The sequence below is a fragment of the Chitinophaga filiformis genome, assembly GCF_021646545.1.
In the GTDB taxonomy this organism is placed as follows: Bacteria; Bacteroidota; Bacteroidia; order Chitinophagales; family Chitinophagaceae; genus Chitinophaga; species Chitinophaga filiformis_A.
This window is the reverse complement of the sequence record NZ_JAKIRP010000005.1, coordinates 372,515-391,239: the sequence shown is the minus strand read 5'-3', so window position 1 is coordinate 391,239 and position 18,725 is coordinate 372,515. Positions and strand designations below refer to the sequence as shown.

Here is an 18,725-nt window from a genome sequence, read left to right as displayed (position 1 = left end):
TTTGTTGTTCCTGTATATGATATTATTGCATACCATCCATCATGCCCTGGTTGCCTGCTCCTGAACTCTTACGTTTGAACAGGGACGCGTCTATTTTCCCGAAGCGGTAGGCCAGGTTCAGCCTGATCATCTGCGGGTTCCTTAAACGGGTATAATTCTGGGTAAAATAAGCACTGTATGAGTACTGGTCTGTCTTCCTGGTACGGAAGATATCACTTATACCTATCGTCGCACTCAGGGCTTTGCTCTTCAGGAAGCTTTTCTTCAGTGCCAGGTCTATACCGTAGAAAGAACGGATATAACCCTGTGAAGAGCTTTGTGCTTCCATACCGGGAGGACCACCACCAAAACCGTTGTTCGTATTGATCGGCAGATTGGTCTTCGACTGATAGGTAGCTGTCAGTTGCAGTTCCATGGTGGCAGGTAATTTGAAATTACTGTTCAGCTTACCGAACACGCTCCATAACGCTTTCTGATTGGCTACTGCTGTCTGGCCGGCGTCTACCTTGGAATTGTACATATTGATGTTGGTAGACATATCCCACCACTTTGTGAAATAGTTCTGTACCGTAATCTCCGCACCGGTAGTATAACTGCCTTTGGCGTTGATGAAGGTGTTGATCAGGGCTGTACTACCGGTAGTCGGGTCTGTCTGACGATCTATATAACTGGTAATGGTATTATCAGTGTATTTATAGTATACAGAACCCAGGAATGTGTGATTACCTTTAAATGTTTTCAGGTAAGACAACTCCAGCGATTGTGTGAACTCCGGTACCAGACCCGGATTACCTTTTGTGATGTTCAGCTTGTCCGTCGAGTCAGCAAAAGGTATCAGCTGGAAGAAGTTCGGACGATTGATACGACGCGTAGCGCTCAGCTGTACTTCCTGGTCGTGTTTGAACTTCTGGCTCAGGAAGATAGTAGGGAACAGACTGGTAGGATAGCTGTTGCTGAATTGCTGTCCTGTCTGGACGAGTTCCCCGGTGTATTTTGAACTTTCCCCACGTAATCCCAGTTTGTAGCTGAAATTATGAATGCTGCTGCTGAAGGTTACATAAGCAGCATATACGCTCTCATTGTTCTTGTAATTGCTGGTATTACCTGATGTGAGATCGTATTCCTGGGTAGCCTCATTGAACAGGTAGTTATAGTTGGCGTTTTCGATATGACGGAAATTCGCTCTCAGACCAGCCTCCAGTTTGCTTTTACCCAATGGCTTTACATAGTCTGTTTGCGCGGTAATGTTCCGCATTTTACCGTTGCCGGAGATCTTTTCCAGTTGGTTGCTGGTAACAGCACCACCTTTGACATTATAGAAGTCTGTGTTATAGTTGGAACTATTGGTAGCGTTACCACCAAAATAGTTCGCATCTACCGTCAATTCTTCTCCTTCATGCGGGAAGAGATGTTTCATACCCAACACTAAACCGGTACCATTGAATACACGTTTACCAGATGTTACCCTGCGGCTGAAAGCCGTCATAGGACCGCCACTGAACAGCGTGTCTGTGTTGATGTCGAGGATGCTGGAAGGTTTGAAACTACCATGTACCCTGATACCGGAAATAGATAAAGTGGTACGGTTAGTAGCGAAATAATCAGCGCCCAGACGACCGAACATAAAACCACCATTGCTTTTGGAAGTGTTTTCCTGCAGCGTATGGATATTCGGTTCGCTGGAAATGTCGTAACGGTCTGTTTTACCCGTAGTACGGTCACGCATCTGGTTGATCATACCGCTGGCTGTCAGGTTCAGCTTGCCCTGGCGCAGGTTGAAATCGGCACCGCCATTGAAACCGCCACGTTTATCCACACCCGCACGGAGGTTGCCGTTATAACCCGTTTTACGGTTCTTCTTCAGCACGATGTTCACAATACCTGCACCACCGCCGGAAGCGTCATATTTGGCGCTGGGGGCGGTCATTACTTCCACGCTTTCGATAGCGTCAGCAGGGATCTGGTCGAGGGTAAGGGTAGTAGGGCGGCCGTCAATGTACAACTGCGGAGCTGCGTTACGCATGGTCATGTTACCGTCGATGTCCACATTGACAGAAGGCACATTCTTCATAACATCCATAGCGGTACCGCCGGCGCTGGAAATGTTCTTTTCTACATTGAACACCTTTTTATCCATATCCACTTTCATGAGTGGTTTGGAGGCGGTCACGGTTACACCCTGCAGCTGACTGATATCGCTGGTCAGTTTGATATTGCCCAGGTCTTTGTCGAAAGATGGCATTGTGCCCGGAGCCGGTTTCTTTGTCATGAGAGATACTACCTGGGAATAAGGCTTGAAGCCGGTGGCGGAAATCTTCAGGATTAACGGCCCCATAATAGGCAGTTCTTCCAGGTTGAATTCACCATTATTCTGGGTAATAACACCCTTTATCAGTACGTCCTTTTTTGTTTTTGTGGCGGAGTCGAAACGATTCTGAAATACGATTACCGAGGTATAGGGCATGGGTTTCCCTTCGTTATCCAGTATTTTACCGTAAAGGCGTCCTATGCTGGGTGGTTTGCCGCCGGCAAAACCTCCCGGCTTCTGCTGGGCGGATAATTGGAGGGAGAAAGTTAGCATGGCGAAAAGCCAGAGAATTCTTTGCATAAGTAACATTCTTATAGAGACAAAACTAATAGCGTATTTCCATTATACATAGCAAATGAGACAACGTCTGGAAATAATGCGACGAAATAGCCGGAAAATAGCGTTGGCAGGCTTCACATGATAAGCTGGTAAAGGCTTATTTGATGCCTGTAAGAGCGGCTACTGCTTCCCGGTAATTGTCGCCCACGGGTAGTTCCATGGCGCCGATAAACACACTGTTTTTTCTGATGGCGGTGATATGCGCCACGGCAATAATATATGATTTGTGAATACGGATGAATCTGGCGGGTGCCAGTTGTTCTTCTACTTGCTTTAATGGCATACGTGTCACAACGGGTTTGGTTGTTCCGGTAAGGTGAATTCTGATATAATCCTTTAACGCCTCAATCCAGATGATGTCAGCAACATTGATTTTCAACAGGCTGTAGTCGGAATTGACAAAAAAGAATTCCGGTGTGCTGGCACTGGAAGATGTTGCAGGCTGATGTTTCAGCTGGTAAAGCTCTCTCGCTTTATTACAGGCTTTGATGAAACGGGGTAGTGCTACGGGTTTTACCAGGTAATCTGTCACGTCGAGTTCAAATCCTTCCAGCGCATATTTTTCATAAGCGGTAATAAGGATGATCATCGGTTTATGAGCCAGGCTCTGTATAAACTGTAGTCCTGTCAATCCGGGCATCTGTATATCAAGGAAGATCAGGTCCACTTCTTTTTCCTGCAATACCTTAATAGCCTCAAATGCGTCTGCACATTTGGCTACCAGCTCAAGGTAGGGCACCTGGCGGATGTTATCTTCCAGCAAATCCAAAGCTAATGGTTCATCGTCAACAGCTATACAACGTAAGGTCATAACTCAATTTAATGTAAATGTAACTGCAAAGACACAACAAACCATCCTTCTTTTTTACTGATCAGCAGCTGATGATTGTCCTTGTAAAGGAGGTTAAGTCTTCTTTTCACATTTGTAAGCCCGATACCGGAGGTCTTGTCCTTTATTTCCGTGTACTCAGCATTGTACTTATTCATCACGGTAAACTGCAGTAATCCCTGCCGGGCACGCAGTTCTATGTCAATACGCGCATCAGGTATAAGACCCGTCCCATGTTTGAAGGCATTCTCCACAAAAGGGATCAGCAGCATGGGCTCTATTTCATATCCCTGCTCCGGCAGATCCATCACAACATTCACCTGTACTTTGGCGCCAAAGCGTTGCTGCTGCAGGTCAATATAACTCTGGAGATAATCGGTTTCCTTGTCCAGCGGTACCTTGTCTTCATCCGCCTCATACAACATATAACGCATAAGGGACGAAAGCTTGATCAGCGATGGTTCCAGCTGGTCTGACTGCTTTCTGGCCAGCGCCACCATGTTGTTCAGTACATTGAACATAAAGTGGGGACTGACCTGAGAACGTAACAGGGAAAGCTCCGTTTTAAGATTTTCATTTTCCTTTTCACTGGCCAGCTTGTCTGCATTCATCTTATCCCGGATCATTTTCCAGGCCGTACTACAGGCCAGGATAAACAACAGGGTGAAGAAAGTGAAAAGGATGGTAGGCCTTAATTCAAACTGCTTATGTGCAATGAACCCATGGATGAACAAGCGGCGGGAATATACCAGCGCAGCAAAGAAGAACAATAGTATGCCGCTGAACTGGAGATATTTTTTCCGGTAAATAAGTTTAGGGATAAGAACACCGGCATTCAGATAAAAAAAGAGGGTCAGTACAAAAGCGTTAGCGATATAATGTATCTGCCATAAATGTTCATCCGGATCAGGCGCATGCCGCTGATCGGGCGAAGGACGTAACAGGTAAGGAAGGGAAAATAGTGTCACCCAGGCAATCACATGCAGGAATATCTGCGCCCATCTTCCCGAATACCAGGCCTGCTTCTTATCAGTAGTAATTGTAGTCATTACCGCGTGTAACAGTTAAATAACCCAAAAGAACCCCAAAAATCTATATTATGTAAAAAAAATGAGATGAATGCCGCTTTTTTGGCGGCAAACTTGCAGTTTTCTTTTATATTGCTGTCTGTTAGCAGATAATTCGTTTATAATCATATCCTAAGCCCCGGTAAGAGCTTAAATTAATCCAATAGTATTGGGCTCGTTGTCAAAATAACTGATAAATTGATGAAGATCGATTATGCGAACAGTTGGTTACCAGCAATAGCCGCGGCTATTGAGGAAGGATATTTTGCCATTAATGAGCAGGATACGACCATAGGTTACAATAAATCCACGTTAGCCGCTCCCCGGATATCTCAAACACAAACAGCAGCCCCTGACTGTCCTGAGACAGCCCGGATGCTCCCCTTGGCACAGATAGCTCAGAAAAGGGCGGCAACCCAGATCGAATCTGCCGGCTTACCGGTGTATGTGCAGCATTTCTTTACCAGTTGCAAGCTGAAACCAATGATCAGACGGCTGTGGAAATTATTGAGTCCGCAGATTGCGGAAAAAGATGCACATTTGTCGCTCAATTTGATCGTACCCGTTATAAACGACCTGAAAGTATATTTGGAAAATATTTTATTTAACCTGATTAATAACGCAATAACATATACCCGCCCCGGTGTGATTCCTGAGATCAGTATAGAAACATGCAAAGAAGAAGATAACATAGTGTTAATGGTACATGACAATGGCACAACGATTGACCTTGAAAAGCACGAGGAACAACTGTTTCGTTACAGGAGGAGGTTTCATCGCGGTTACGGTAGCAATGGTATTGGCCTTTTTATGATCAGGGACCAGATCAGGACATTCGGGTGCAATATTGAAGTCACAAATGAATCGGGCATGGGCAGCAGTTTCTATGTTTATTTTAATAACCGCGTACACACCTTACAGCAAGATGAATAAAGTAAAGCATGTTTGCATTGTCGATGATGATGAATTATTCCAGTTTGTAATGCGGCAGCACTTTGAGCGGCTGGAGCTTGTAGAACGTATCCATAAATTCACCGATGGAGAACAGGCCCTGAATTATATTAAATCTCATCTCGATACACCGGATGAATTACCGGATCTGATCCTCCTGGACGTTAACATGCCATTTATGGACGGCTGGCAGTTTATGCGCGAATTTGTGCAATTGTCCCTCCCGGAAAATAAACAGATCAGAGTATACATTCTTACCAGTTCCACACATGAAAGCGATCTGCAGCGGGCGAGAGAATTTCCCACCCTGGCCGGATACCTTGTTAAACCCATCGGCAAGAACATTATCCGCGAACTGCTGACAGGAGCAGAGCAACATTAGTATTTACATCATACCTGGTTATTATTCTAAGGAAACAATGCCCGTGCAGCATTGCCTGTATCACTGCATCAGTATCATCTCTCCCCGTGATGACCGTCATCTCCCCATTTAACCGTTTACCGGACCTTTGCAATATAAGTACGGTTAAACATGAAAATCGAACAACTTTACACCGGTTGCCTGGCTCATGGCGCCTATTACATTGAAAGTAACGGAGCAGCAGCGATTATTGATCCCTTGCGCGATGTCGCATCCTATATCAGAAAAGCACAGCAGGATAACGCTGTTATAAAGTACGTATTAGAGACCCATTTCCATGCTGATTTCGTTTCGGGACACCTCGAGCTGGCAGCAGCCACCGGCGCTACAATCGTTTATGGCCCGGGAGCACAACCGGCGTTCCCTGCTCATATTGCTACAGATGGTGAGATCCTGACCCTGGGTGCAGTAAAGCTCAAAGTTTTACATACACCCGGACATACCATGGAAAGCGCCTGTTTTTTACTGCTCAACGAAGCAGGAGAGGAGACTGCACTCTTCTCGGGCGATACTCTTTTTATCGGCGATGTAGGCCGTCCCGATCTGGCACAACAGGCTTCCGGAAAAACGAAAGAAGAACTGGCCGGTACCCTGTTCGACTCCCTGCATAATAAGGTAATGCCTTTGCCCGGACATATCACGATATATCCTGCGCATGGCGCCGGTAGCGCCTGTGGTAAGAACATGAGCGATCAGACCACAGATACACTTGCTCATCAGCTGGCGGTCAACTATGCCTTGCGGAAGGATATGACAAGAGATGAATTCATACAGGAGGTAACCGAAGGACTAACACCCCCGCCTGCTTATTTTCCTATGAATGTAAGCATGAATAAACAGGGTTACGGGCATATGGAAGATATCATCAAACAAGGTATGCGTCCGCTTTCACCGGCCGCTTTTGAAGCTGCCGCCAATGAAACCGATGCCGTGATACTGGATACCCGTGGTCCGGAAACATTCGTAAATGGATTTATTCCCGGTTCTTTCAATATCGGTGTAGATGGTAATTTCGCCCCCTGGGCAGGTACGCTCATTCCCGGCGTGGAACAACCCATCCTTTTTGTTGCAGACCCGGGACGGGAGAAAGAAGTGGTCACCCGACTGGCCCGGATAGGGTATGATAATACCATCGGCTACCTGGAAGGAGGCTTTGATGCCTGGAAAGCAGATGGCCGGCCAACAGACAATATCACCGCGATTACGCCCGATGAACTGGCTGACCGAATGTTGTGGGTACCGGTAAACATCCTGGATATACGCAGAAGAAGTGAATATGGTAGTGAGCATGTAGAGAATGCCATCAATATTCCCCTGGATTATATCAATGACAGCGTACAAACGCTGGACAAGAAGCAGCTATACTATGTACATTGCGCCGGTGGATACCGTTCCGTGATCTTTATCTCCATTATGCGTATGCGGGGGTATCATAACCTGGTGGATATCCGGGGAGGTCTGAAAGCTTTGAAAGAAAGCGGGCGTTTTCAATTGACAGATTATCTGAGCCCTTTCCCGCTTTTATGATCAGCTGGCATGTGTATTGTGTTGATTGGCATATTAAACCTGCAACACATGAAAACACTTGGCATCATCCTGATTATTGCCGGTATCGCCATGATCGTGATACGCGGCTTCTCTGTAAAGACAGAAAAGAAAGTAGCGGACCTTGGGCCCCTGGAAGTCAATAAAACGGAAAACCGCTGGGTAGGCTGGCCTACTTATGCTGGCGGTATTGTAGCCGTAATAGGATTGGTGCTGGTATTAAGCGACAGGAAAAAATAAGGCATATAAGACCCGAATGGTTATTTTTGAGGCAAAAAGTTTCGTATGCCTGAATTAAAGAATGATAAACTACGGGTAGTTGTTGCCGAAAAAGGAGCCGAGTTACAAAACATCGTCCGCACGGACTTAGATCAGGAATATCTGTGGCATGCGGGACCGGAATGGGCTAAGAAAAGTCCCGTTTTGTTCCCGATAGTGGGTACCCTTAAAAATAACAGTTACACATATAAAGGTAAAAGCTACACACTGGGCAGGCATGGCTTTGCCCGTGACAAGGTATTTACCCTGACGGCACAGACCGATCATCAGCTTACTTTTACATTAAAGGATACTGAAGATACCCGTCAGGTATATCCTTTCCATTTTACTTTCCAGGTCGTATACACGCTGCACGATACGTCACTGAAAGTGACTTATCTCGTAGAGAACACAGGGAAAAATACCATGTACTTTTCAGTAGGAGCTCATCCTGCTTTTAAGGTGCCGCTGACTGAAGGAACCGCGTATGAAGATTATTACCTGTCTTTTAACGAAGAAGAGAACGACGGCGTATGGCCATTGTCAGCAGATGGATTGATCGAACTCACACCGGAGCCATTTCTCGTAAAGACACATAAGCTGGCATTGAAACATTCACTGTTCTATAACGATGCCCTGGTTTTCAAGACACTTGCCTCCAACATCATTGAGCTGAAAAGTGATAAGTCGCCCCGTGGACTGAAACTGCAATATGATGGTTTCCCGTATATGGGCATATGGGCGGCGAAAGATGCTGACTTTGTATGTATAGAGCCATGGAATGGTATTGCTGACAGTGTAAATGCTTCCGGAGAAATTACCGGTAAAGAAGGGATCCACATCCTGGATGCGGGTAAACATTTTGAGAGAAGCTGGACGGTGACGCTGTATTAATTCCCAGGGGTTTGAAAAATCACATGTTCCCGGGGTTGCACCCCGGGCTACAAACACAGGACTCCTAGCGGAGTCCTATTATGTTTTGTTAATGATTATTTGTTGTAATACCACGTTCCCTCGGCTACAAACAGCGTCTAACGGAGTCCTTTATTTTTTATTCGCCTGCTTTTTCTTTTTTCTTCTGATAATACCGTTTCGACTTATCGGTTGTTCCGCACGTCAGCGGGCTGCACCAGCGCTTCTTATTGTTCTTGGTATGATCCAGGAAGATCCATCCGCAGGTTTCACATTCTTTGATCCGCACATGCTCTTCATTGGTAAGTACGTCATAGGCCGACTTCATCACCATCCACAGTGGCGCCATCAGATCGGTATCATCCCTTTGCAGGGTGGCTTGAACACCTGTTGCGGTCTTTTCAAACTGCAGGCGGGACAGGGCACTGGCAAGCGCTTTATTGAATTTTTCCAGTACGGCGGGTGCGAGTGTAATACCATCGTTTTCTGCAATGGCGGAGAAGAAATGATACAGGGTTTCCCGGGTGCGCTTTAACTTCTGCAGTGCGGTTGCTGCCGCCGGTTCATCCGATGTGGCGTATCGCAGTAAAGCCATTCGCTGCGCTTCATCGAGGATGTTGACTTTCCTGCACCAGTCTATCAGCTCTTCATAGCTGCCCAGGTACTCATGCAGATTGGGACCTCTCCATGCATTTACCGTATTGATAAAATGAAAACAGAGTGCACCGCCATCCAGCGATAAAGTTGCTATAGATCTCTCTTTGCTCATCCGTATACCAAAGGTAAAGTAATTCGATTATCACTATCAAAAAATATTTTGCTGGTGGTAAAAGTTTGCTAATTTTATACCAGCGAATATACTTTAACAAGTAAAAAAGGATGGCAATGGCTCAGCAGAAAGCTCCACAATGGTTGATAGTACTGGCATTTATGGCTGTTTATATCGTATGGGGCACTACCTACCTGGCCGTGATCTATGGATTGAGGGGATTTCCTCCTTTTATGCTCTCTGCGCTACGCTACCTGATGGCAGCTCTGCTGTTGCTGGGATGGTGTTTTATTAAGAAAGAGAAGTGGCCCGGCTGGCAGGCGATACGTACCTGTTCCATCAGCGGATTGTTCATGCTGGTAGGTGGTAGTGGCATGGTAGCCTGGGCCGAACAATATATTACCTCCGGACAGGCAGCCATTGTTATCGCTGCCGAGCCCTTTTTCTTCCTGCTGGCAGACCGGAAACGGTGGAAGGAGTACTTTTCCAGCTGGTTCATTATTATAGGCTTATTGATCGGTTTTACGGGTATCCTGTTGTTCTTTGGTGGCAGTGATGCTACATCGGCATCCGCAGGAAATGTTACAACAGAATGGATGGGATATGTGGCCGTATTGATCGGCACCGTTTTCTGGGTAGGCGGCGCGCTGCACGCAGAAGGACGTATGGAGAAAGGCATTTCTAACATTGTCAGTTCCTGTATCCAGCTGTTTGCCGCAGGAATATGCAGCAGTCTTTTAAGCGGTATTTTCGGTGAATGGGGCAGGTTCCGTTTTAATGAAGTTCCTGCTGAAGCCTGGGCAGGATTGTTTTACCTGGTTATTTTCGGCTCCCTGATAGCCTATATGGCATTTACCTGGCTCATAACAGTGCGTCCGCCGGCATTGGTCAGCACCCACACCTACGTTAATCCCGTAGTGGCGGTGCTGGTGGGCTGGGTTTTCGTAAATGAGCAACTAAGCTGGATGCAATTGGTGGCGATGGTGGTGATTTTGCTGGGAGTACTGTTAACAAATTTCCCTTCTTATAAACTATCTTTTAATCAGCAACGCGCCTGATTTTTTTTGAATACCTTTGTCCGGAAGTTTAATTCAAGGAAGTAAATCGCAGTACAAAACTTTAGGTAAAATGAATTTTAATCTGGACAAAATTCCCGATCGTACACAGCAGCCACGTTCATTCGGTATTACAATGGTGACCGATAAAGGTCTGAGCCTGCAGGATACGAAAGACTTCCTGTCTGTATCCGCCCCGCATGTCGATATGGTGAAGCTGGCTTTCGGTACCGCCTATGTGACGCCTAACCTGGACGAGAAGATCAAAGTATACCAGTCATTTAACATTCCCGTGTATTTCGGCGGACTCTTACTGGAAGCTTTTATCATCCGCAATCAGTTTGATGATTATATAGAAGTCAGTAAAAAATACGGTATCAATTACTTCGAGGTTTCCGATGGTTCTCTTTCCATCCCGCATGCTGAAAAATGCGGTTATATCGAGAAACTGGCCAAACTGGGTACGGTATTGAGCGAAATTGGTTCCAAGGATAAAGACCGTGAGCATATCACCCCTCCCTATAAATGGATAGAACTGATGAAGGCAGAACTTTCTGCTGGTTCCCAATACATTATCGCGGAAGCAAGGGAAAATGGTACCGTAGGTTTGTACCGTGACTCGGGAGAAGTACGTGAAGGCCTGGTACAGGAGATCCTGACACAGATACCGGGTGAAAAGATCATCTGGGAAGCACCCCGGAAGGACCAGCAATTGTATTTCCTGGACCTGATCGGCTGCAACGCCAACCTGGGTAACATAGCATCCCACGAGGTGATTTCCCTGGAAGCAATGCGCGTAGGCCTGCGTGGCGACAGCTTCCATTTCTACCTTGACGGAGGCAAATAAGGTTTTTACAATATCATATAAGCGGGGCTGACCTTTTCCTGGGTCAGCCCCGCTTTTGTTGTGCATCAGATCAGGAATTAACAATGCTTCTCCTATGCTCATCTTGCGTTCATCTTACGTCTTTGAACGTAAGATGAACGCAAGATGAGCATAGGAGAAGCATTGTTTGTTCCTTGTCATATCCACCTTATATGCATGGTAAAACCCGGCAACAAACCGGGCAACAAACCGTCAATCGGCTCCGTAGATGCCGTGTGTTTGTAGCGTGGGGTTGTCAACCCCGGGGACCATAAAAAAAGGAAGCCGTCCTGCTGTGGCGGACGGCTTCCTTTTTTATAACCATTATTATTTTAAAATTCCCTCTATCTCCTGCAGTTCAGCTGCGTCAAACTGTACCTTGTCCAATGCCCCCAGGTTATTATCCAGCTGCCCTACAGAGCTGGCGCCTATCAGAACGGAAGTGATACGTTTGTCTTTCAGCAACCAGGCAAGTGCCATCTGGGCGAGCGACTGACCTCTTCTCTGCGCAATAGCGTGCAGGCGCTGGATCTTATCCAGCTTCTCAGGGGTGATCTGGTCAGCTTTCAGGAATCCACTTGGTTTGCTGGCCCTGGAGCCTTCCGGAATGCCTTTCAGGTAACGGTCTGTCAGCAGGCCCTGTGCCAGCGGCGAGAATGGGATACATCCTACACCATTGTCGCCCAGTACGTCCAGCAGTCCGCCTTCCACCCATCTTTCGAACATGGAGTATTTAGGCTGATGGATCAGGCAGGGAGTACCGAGGGACTTTAAAACAGCCAGTGCTGCTTTAGTTTGCTCTGCAGAATAGTTAGACAATCCTACATATAATGCTTTACCCTGACGAACAGCAGTATCCAGTGCGCCCATTGTTTCTTCAATAGGCGTGTCCGGGTCAGGACGGTGGGAGTAGAAGATATCAACATAATCCAGCTTCATACGGCGCAGGCTCTGATCGAGGCTGGACAGCACGTATTTGCGGGAACCCCATTCGCCGTATGGGCCAGGCCACATAAGGTAGCCGGCTTTGGTAGAGATGATCAGCTCATCGCGCAGGTAACCTGTAAAATCTTTCTGAAGGATCGCGCCAAAGTTCTCTTCAGCAGAACCAGGCAGCGGGCCATAATTGTTGGCAAGGTCGAAATGGGTGATCCCCTTGTCAAAGGCACGACGTACTATCTGACGGCCATTCTCAAAATTATCTATGGAACCGAAATTATGCCATAGACCGAGTGAAACAGCAGGGAGACGGATCCCGCTTTTACCACAGCGGTTATAGAGCATTGAATCATATCGATCGCCGGCAGGTACATAAGCACTCATATGGAATTTATTTTTTTTGGATAGCCAAGATAGCAGTTATTACTAATAAATTATAAATCCAGCCGGCTGCCGGGCCAATACTATTTAATTAGAGAGCAAGCAAAAACGATCAGCAGGGGAGTGCTGCCTGCTAAACGCTCTGGAAATAACTGTTCATATATTCACTGGGCGATTTATTAGTCACCGTTTTAAATACCCTGTTAAAATTGGTAATACTGTTAAACCCACAGGTATATGCCACAGTGGCAATATTATCATAGGTGCCGTCCGTGAGTTTTTTACATGCCTCATTGATACGTACCTCATTCAGGAAAGACACAAAAGTATGCAGCGTATGTTTCTTAAAGAACCTGCAGAATGCCTGCGGTGTCATATGGGCCTGTTTGGCAGCGTCTTCCAGCGTGATGGGCTGATCATAGTTGTGCATGATGTAGTTGTAAATGTGGCCGATACGGATACCTTCATGCTCACTGACATGCTGCGTCTTCTGACCGGAGGCCAGCGGCGCCAAGTCCTGGTAGGTAGACAATTGCTTTAATAGCTCAACGAACTGCAGCAGTTGTTCAGTACCTGAACTGTTCGTCACTTTCAGCATACGGCTGGATATTTCCGTAGCATGTTCCTGCGGTACCTTAAACCCCGACTGGTGCTGCTGAATAAAGTTCTTCAGCACTTTGATCTCCGGCAGGTTGAAGAAGCCTGCCAGCTCGCCATCCGGATTAAAGAAAATAACCAGGGCCACGATCTTCTTGCGGCTCTTGGGCTGAAAATAAGATGCTTCACTTTTGAAGATATGTGGTTGATTGGCGCCCAGCCAGAAGATCTCGTTCGCTCGGAAAGCATGCATGTTGTTGTCAGCAACGAGTGTGCCTTCTCCCTGCTGTATCCAGGTCAACTGAATTTCCTGGTGCCTGTGCAGATGAGGATAGAAATAGGGCAGTACGTCTTTCTGCACAATGATGGACTTGTCCAGCGGAACAGGTATGGTAAACTGTAGCACTTTCATCTGTTAGCATTTTTTTAAAGTATAGCAAGTTGTTGGCGCTTGCAGGAATGTGATTACAGGTGATTAAATTCTTCTATGCGGCAATTACAATTTATATTGGTTGATTGTCCTGACACTAATGAGTGTGAATCGTACAATTATTTCACTGATGACTCAATATTACAAATTTTAACCCGGATTCAGCAAAAAAATAAAATTGCCGGTGAAAAAAAGGTTAACTGTATCTGTATGATGCTGCTAAGGATATAAAACAGGTTAATATCGGCTAATAATTGATTACTATCAGGTAGGGTCCCTTTCCCTGTTTCTGATACTTTTGAAAAAAAATTGTTCTTCTATGGCTATTGAATGGAAAGGAATATTTCCTGCATTTACTACGAAATTTACAGCCGCTGATGAACTGGACCTGCCGTTGTTCGGGAAGAACCTGCAAGCCCAGATAAAGGCTGGTATTGATGGGGTTATCTTAGGCGGCTCTCTCGGCGAAGCCAGTGTCATTACTACTGCTGAAAAAGAAACACTCACAAAATATGCAGTGGAACAGGTTGCGGGAAAGATCCCGGTTGTCATGAACATCGCAGAAGGCTCTACCGGTGAAGCTATCAGACAGGCAAAGCTGGCAGCATCATGGGGCGCAAAAGGACTGATGTTATTGCCTCCTATGCGTTATAAAAGCGATGAACGCGAAACAGCGGAATACTTCAAAACAATAGCCGCATCCACAGAATTACCCATCATGATCTATAACAATCCGGTGGACTATAAGGTGGAAGTTACACTGGATATCTTCGATCAGTTACAGCAATACAGCAATGTACAGGCGGTAAAAGAATCTACCCGGGACGTATCTAACGTGACCCGTATGATCAGCCGCTTTGGCGATCGCTTCAGCATTCTGTGCGGTGTAGATACACTGGCTATGGAAGAGATGATCCTGGGTGCAAATGGTTGGGTTGGCGGACTGGTATGTGCTTTCCCGGAAGAAACAGTGGCTATCTATAAACTGACAAAAGCAGGACGCATTGCAGAAGCACTGGCAATTTACCGCTGGTTCCTGCCACTGCTGGAACTGGACCTGCATCCGAAGCTGGTACAGTACATCAAACTGGCAGAACAACAGGCAGGACTGGGTAGTGAAACAGTAAGAGCACCCCGTCTTAAACTGGTAGGTGAAGAGAGGGAAAGAATCTTAAAGGTGATAGACTCGGCTATTGCCAGCAGACCTGCATTACCTGATTATCATTCACTATAACTACAAGACTTAACAGCACCATGCAGATAGATGATATCATGCAGCGGTCAGCACAGGCTTTTGCGCAGTACAAAGAGGTAGCTCCTTCAGTACGCGCTGCATTCCTGGAAACGATCGCTTCTGAAATAGGATTAGTAAGGGATACGCTGGTAGAAGCAGCGCAGGCAGAGACCAATCTGCCTGCTGCAAGGCTCAATGGTGAGATCACCCGTACTACCAGCCAGTTACAGCTTTTTGCCAATCTCATAAAAGAAGGCAGCTGGGTGGAGGCTGTTATTGATACCGCAAAACCGGATGCAACACCAGCAAAGCCCGACCTCCGCAGAATGTTGGTACCCGCAGGACCAGTAGTGGTATTCGGCGCCAGCAATTTCCCTTTTGCTTTCTCTACTGCCGGTGGCGATACGGCCAGCGCACTGGCTGCCGGGGCTACGGTTGTCGTGAAAGGGCATCCTGCACATCCGCGTACTTCCCTGCTGGTATTTGAGGCAATGCAAAAGGCCATCAGTAAAAGTGGTATGCCGGAGTTTACCGTGCAACATGTTACCGGCGAAGGCAATGCTGTCGGTAAAGCGCTGGTAGTGCATCCGCTTACTACGGGCGTTGGTTTCACCGGCTCTTTACAAGGTGGAAAAGCTTTACTTGGCTATGCTGCGGAACGTGAAGTACCTATCCCGGTATTCGCAGAAATGAGCAGCATTAATCCGGTTGTTTTTTATCCGGATGCGCTGGCTACCCAGGCAGAACAACTGGCGCAGACCTTTGCAGGTTCTGTTACGCTGGGCATGGGACAGTTCTGCACCAATCCCGGTCTGCTGATCGGTTTGAAAAGCGCTGTCCTGGACAACTTCACCAGCCTGCTGGGTAATGCAATTGCCGCTGTTGCTCCGCAAAAGATGTTGCACAAAGGCATCTGTGAGGCATACGGCAAAGGCCGTACACATATGCTTGCCCAACAGGATGTAGTAGTGGTTAATCAATCTGCCGCTCCCGCAGACATGGAAGCCTGGCCATCCCTGGCCCGCACTACGGCGAGAACGTTTCTGAGCAATCCACACCTGAAGGAAGAGTTGTTCGGTCCCTTTTCACTGCTGGTAGTGTGCGAAGATAAAGCCGAACTGCTGGCTGTATTGAAAAGCCTCCACGGACAGCTGACTACCACCATCGTAGGTACTGCTACAGATACCGCTCAATGGAAAGATGTGATCGCGGTACAATCCACCCTGGCAGGTCGCGTTATTCTAAACAATCCGCCTACCGGTGTGGAAGTATGTGCTGCCATGGTACACGGCGGACCATTCCCGGCCACTACAGACCAGCGTTTTACTTCCGTGGGCACAGGCGCTATCCGTCGTTGGGTAAGACCCGTATGCTATCAGAACTTCCCTGACGACATGTTACCCGATGCGCTGAAGGCCGCAAACCCATTAGGGATATGGCGGCAGATAGACAATCAGTTTATGAGATAAACCATCATACCCTACTATGTCAGATCAACCAAAATCTTTCCAGCGGTCCTTCGGACTCCTGGATGCTACAATGATTGTAGCCGGCTCCATGATAGGTTCCGGCATCTTCCTGGTAAGTGCAGACATCACCCGTAATGTCGGCTCTGCCGGCTGGCTGATACTGATATGGATCATCACCGGTGTTCTAACACTGACCGCCGCATTGAGCTATGGAGAACTAAGCGCTATGTTCCCGCAGGCCGGAGGACAATACGTTTATCTCAGGGAAGCTTTTAACCGGCTGACCGGTTTCCTCTTTGGGTGGAGTTTCTTCACGGTGATACAGGCTGGCTCCATCGCCGCCGTGGGAGTAGCTTTCGCTAAGTTCTCCGCCTATCTCTTTCCGGTGCTGAGTGAAAAGAATATTGTGCTTGATCTGTCATTCATACAGATATCCGCAGCACAGATCACATCCATCCTTCTCATCGTATTACTCACTTTTATTAATACTCTGGGCGTAAAGGAAGGAAAGCTGATACAGACAGGATTTACCTTAGCCAAGATAGCTGCGCTGCTGGCATTGATCTTATTCGGCTGTTTTGCGGCTGATAAAGGTGTGTGGGATGCCAACTGGCAGACAGGTTTTAATCTCGGTAAAATGACCGAACAGGCAGATACATTGGCGCCGTACCTTGGCCTGGCCGCGTTTGGCGCTATTGCAGGAAGTATGGTGGGGAGTCTTTTCAGCAGCGATTCCTGGAATAACGTCACCTTCATCGCGGGCGAGATCAAGAATCCCGAACGCAACATCGGCAGAAGCCTCTTCCTCGGTACGCTCATCGTAACTGTCATTTATGTAGCTACCAACCTGGTGTACCTGGGTGTATTACCACTGAAGGAAATTGCCTTTGCAGAGAATGAAAGGGTAGGAGTGGCAGCGGCTGTAAAGATATTCGGTACCAGGGGTACTTATATCATTGCTGGCCTGCTGATGGTGTCCACTTTCGGCTGTAACAACGGACTTATACTGTCCGGCGCCCGCGTATGTTATACCATGGCGAAGGATGGCGTATTCTTCAAACAACTGGCCACATTGAACAAAAACGCTGTTCCGGGAAAAGCGCTGTGGATACAATGCATTTGGGCATCTATCCTGTGTCTCAGCGGCAAATACGGTCAGCTGCTCGACTATGTGATCTTTGTAGTGCTCATCTTTTATATTCTGACTATTGCAGGCATCTTCAGGTTACGTCGCACAAGGCCCGATCTGCCAAGGCCATATAAGGCGTTTGGATACCCTCTATTGCCTTTATTGTACATAGTATCCGCCGCCACTATTTGCCTGGCGCTATTGGTCTATAAACCTATGTATACGTGGCCCGGATTGGGCATCGTATTATTGGGAATACCGGTCTACTATTTTGTATGGCGGAATAAGTCGTGACTTATTGCTGTCCTTCGGAATTGTCGTCCATTGTTGCTACCTCCCCGTGGAGATATACATCATTGGTTTCTTCGAATACATTGCCATCTTCATAGCCTACCGCTACGAATACAGACAGCTTTTGTTTCGCGGGCCCTTTGAAGGTGCCTTTCACGGGACTGCAATCATTGAAGTGTCTTCCCACAGACAGTTTCACATGTTTGTTGGTGACCCAGATATTGTTGGTCGGGTCAATGCCTGCCCAGCCATATCCGGGTATCCAGGCTTCCACCCAGGCATGGGTGGCGCCTTCACCACGCATACCATCCTTATTGGGACAGATATACCCGCTTACATAACGGCAGGGAATGCGGCAGGAACGGAGTATATGTAGCATAATATGCGCAAAGTCCTGGCAAACACCTGCCCGGTGTTGCAATATCTCATCTACCGTTGTCTCGATATTGGTGATCCCTTTCAGGTACTTGAAATTCTTAAAGATATATTCACTGCAATGTTCAGTAACAGCAGCCACGCTCTTGCCTGGCTGCTTTATTACCGTAATGATATTGTTGATCGCGCTCTGCGTCTTTATTACATCGGGTTGAGCCAGTTCCAGTAACAGCAGCTGGCCTTCCATCTCTTCCTGCAGCTGCTCGAAAGTAGAATGGAAGTTGATCTGCAACTGTGAAGAGGCTGTAGTACGTACCAGCAGCTTACTTTCTATGGTGAGCACTTTATGCGGAGGCAGCAGATTGAAGTTGCCTGATTTATTCCCCCAGTAGTCAGTAAAGGTCTGTATATCAGGCTGACCAGTGATCAGCAGGTCATGCTGGAGTATTTCCTGCTCCGGACATTTGAACGGGAAGATCTTGATCTCATTTACGCTTTCTTTAACCGGTCTGTCGTACTCGTACCTGGTAACATGATGTATTCTGAAAATGGCCATATGCT

At 47.1% G+C, this 18,725-nt stretch carries 17 protein-coding genes; 10 read left to right on the top strand and 7 right to left on the bottom strand.

Annotation, left to right across the window (positions count from 1 at the left end; translation table 11 throughout):
• Positions 1–22 precede the first annotated feature (22 nt).
• The 3 genes from L3C95_RS16125 to L3C95_RS16115 all read right to left on the bottom strand — a co-directional run bounded on the left by L3C95_RS16125 (position 23) and on the right by L3C95_RS16115 (position 4,525).
• Entirely contained in the window at positions 23–2,608 is a 2,586-nt protein-coding gene (locus tag L3C95_RS16125; RefSeq protein WP_236389075.1) for an outer membrane beta-barrel family protein, read from the bottom strand.
• A gap of 136 nt (positions 2,609–2,744) precedes the next feature.
• Entirely contained in the window at positions 2,745–3,458 is a 714-nt protein-coding gene (locus L3C95_RS16120) for a LytR/AlgR family response regulator transcription factor (RefSeq protein WP_236389074.1), read from the bottom strand.
• An 8-nt stretch (positions 3,459–3,466) separates the two neighbouring features.
• The gene (locus tag L3C95_RS16115) at positions 3,467–4,525 is read right to left on the bottom strand and encodes a sensor histidine kinase (RefSeq protein ID WP_236389073.1); all 1,059 of its coding nucleotides are present in this window, start codon (positions 4,523–4,525) and stop codon (positions 3,467–3,469) included.
• 219 nt (positions 4,526–4,744) lie between these two features.
• Here L3C95_RS16115 and L3C95_RS16110 point away from each other — a divergent pair, with 219 nt between their 5' ends.
• The 5 genes from L3C95_RS16110 to L3C95_RS16090 all read left to right on the top strand — a co-directional run bounded on the left by L3C95_RS16110 (position 4,745) and on the right by L3C95_RS16090 (position 8,612).
• Entirely contained in the window at positions 4,745–5,476 is a 732-nt protein-coding gene (locus tag L3C95_RS16110) for a sensor histidine kinase (protein WP_236389072.1), read from the top strand.
• A complete protein-coding gene (locus tag L3C95_RS16105; protein ID WP_236389071.1) occupies positions 5,469–5,876 on the top strand; it encodes a response regulator in 408 nt (135 codons plus the stop codon). Before L3C95_RS16110 ends, L3C95_RS16105 begins: the two co-directional genes overlap by 8 nt.
• A gap of 150 nt (positions 5,877–6,026) precedes the next feature.
• Positions 6,027–7,442: an MBL fold metallo-hydrolase gene (locus L3C95_RS16100; protein ID WP_236389069.1), complete on the top strand. Its 1,416-nt coding sequence runs from the start codon at positions 6,027–6,029 to the stop codon at positions 7,440–7,442.
• Positions 7,443–7,490: 48 nt separating this feature from the next.
• Positions 7,491–7,700 carry a hypothetical protein gene (locus L3C95_RS16095; protein WP_236389067.1) on the top strand — a complete coding sequence of 70 codons (210 nt, stop codon included), beginning with the start codon at positions 7,491–7,493 and terminating at the stop codon, positions 7,698–7,700.
• A gap of 45 nt (positions 7,701–7,745) precedes the next feature.
• Positions 7,746–8,612: an aldose 1-epimerase family protein gene (locus L3C95_RS16090; RefSeq protein WP_236389066.1), complete on the top strand. Its 867-nt coding sequence runs from the start codon at positions 7,746–7,748 to the stop codon at positions 8,610–8,612.
• Positions 8,613–8,769: 157 nt separating this feature from the next.
• On the opposite strand, the gene L3C95_RS16085 is transcribed toward L3C95_RS16090, so the two are convergent.
• Positions 8,770–9,399 carry a CGNR zinc finger domain-containing protein gene (locus L3C95_RS16085; protein ID WP_236389065.1) on the bottom strand — a complete coding sequence of 210 codons (630 nt, stop codon included), beginning with the start codon at positions 9,397–9,399 and terminating at the stop codon, positions 8,770–8,772.
• A gap of 116 nt (positions 9,400–9,515) precedes the next feature.
• Here L3C95_RS16085 and L3C95_RS16080 point away from each other — a divergent pair, with 116 nt between their 5' ends.
• Both L3C95_RS16080 and L3C95_RS16075 read left to right on the top strand, forming a co-directional pair.
• Complete coding sequence (locus L3C95_RS16080) at positions 9,516–10,457, top strand: EamA family transporter (RefSeq protein WP_236389064.1); 942 nt, start codon at positions 9,516–9,518, stop codon at positions 10,455–10,457.
• 70 nt (positions 10,458–10,527) lie between these two features.
• A complete protein-coding gene (locus tag L3C95_RS16075) occupies positions 10,528–11,301 on the top strand; it encodes a phosphosulfolactate synthase (RefSeq protein ID WP_236389062.1) in 774 nt (257 codons plus the stop codon).
• A 345-nt stretch (positions 11,302–11,646) separates the two neighbouring features.
• Here L3C95_RS16075 and mgrA read toward each other — a convergent pair whose 3' ends face one another.
• Together mgrA and L3C95_RS16065 are read right to left on the bottom strand one after the other, a co-directional pair.
• Positions 11,647–12,642, bottom strand: coding sequence for an L-glyceraldehyde 3-phosphate reductase (gene mgrA / locus L3C95_RS16070; protein WP_236389059.1), 996 nt, complete (start codon positions 12,640–12,642; stop codon positions 11,647–11,649).
• A 130-nt stretch (positions 12,643–12,772) separates the two neighbouring features.
• A complete protein-coding gene (locus L3C95_RS16065) occupies positions 12,773–13,648 on the bottom strand; it encodes an AraC family transcriptional regulator (protein ID WP_236389058.1) in 876 nt (291 codons plus the stop codon).
• A 337-nt stretch (positions 13,649–13,985) separates the two neighbouring features.
• Here L3C95_RS16065 and L3C95_RS16060 point away from each other — a divergent pair, with 337 nt between their 5' ends.
• The 3 genes from L3C95_RS16060 to L3C95_RS16050 are packed head-to-tail and all read left to right on the top strand — an operon-like array spanning position 13,986 to position 17,792.
• A complete protein-coding gene (locus L3C95_RS16060; protein ID WP_236389056.1) occupies positions 13,986–14,900 on the top strand; it encodes a dihydrodipicolinate synthase family protein in 915 nt (304 codons plus the stop codon).
• A 20-nt stretch (positions 14,901–14,920) separates the two neighbouring features.
• Positions 14,921–16,369, top strand: coding sequence for an aldehyde dehydrogenase (NADP(+)) (locus L3C95_RS16055; RefSeq protein WP_236389055.1), 1,449 nt, complete (start codon positions 14,921–14,923; stop codon positions 16,367–16,369).
• Positions 16,370–16,385: 16 nt separating this feature from the next.
• Positions 16,386–17,792 carry an APC family permease gene (locus L3C95_RS16050; protein WP_236389054.1) on the top strand — a complete coding sequence of 469 codons (1,407 nt, stop codon included), beginning with the start codon at positions 16,386–16,388 and terminating at the stop codon, positions 17,790–17,792.
• A 1-nt stretch (position 17,793) separates the two neighbouring features.
• Here the strand turns inward: L3C95_RS16050 and L3C95_RS16045 are convergent, their stop codons facing one another.
• Entirely contained in the window at positions 17,794–18,720 is a 927-nt protein-coding gene (locus tag L3C95_RS16045; protein WP_236389053.1) for a transglutaminase family protein, read from the bottom strand.
• Between the last annotated feature and the right edge of the window lie 5 nt (positions 18,721–18,725).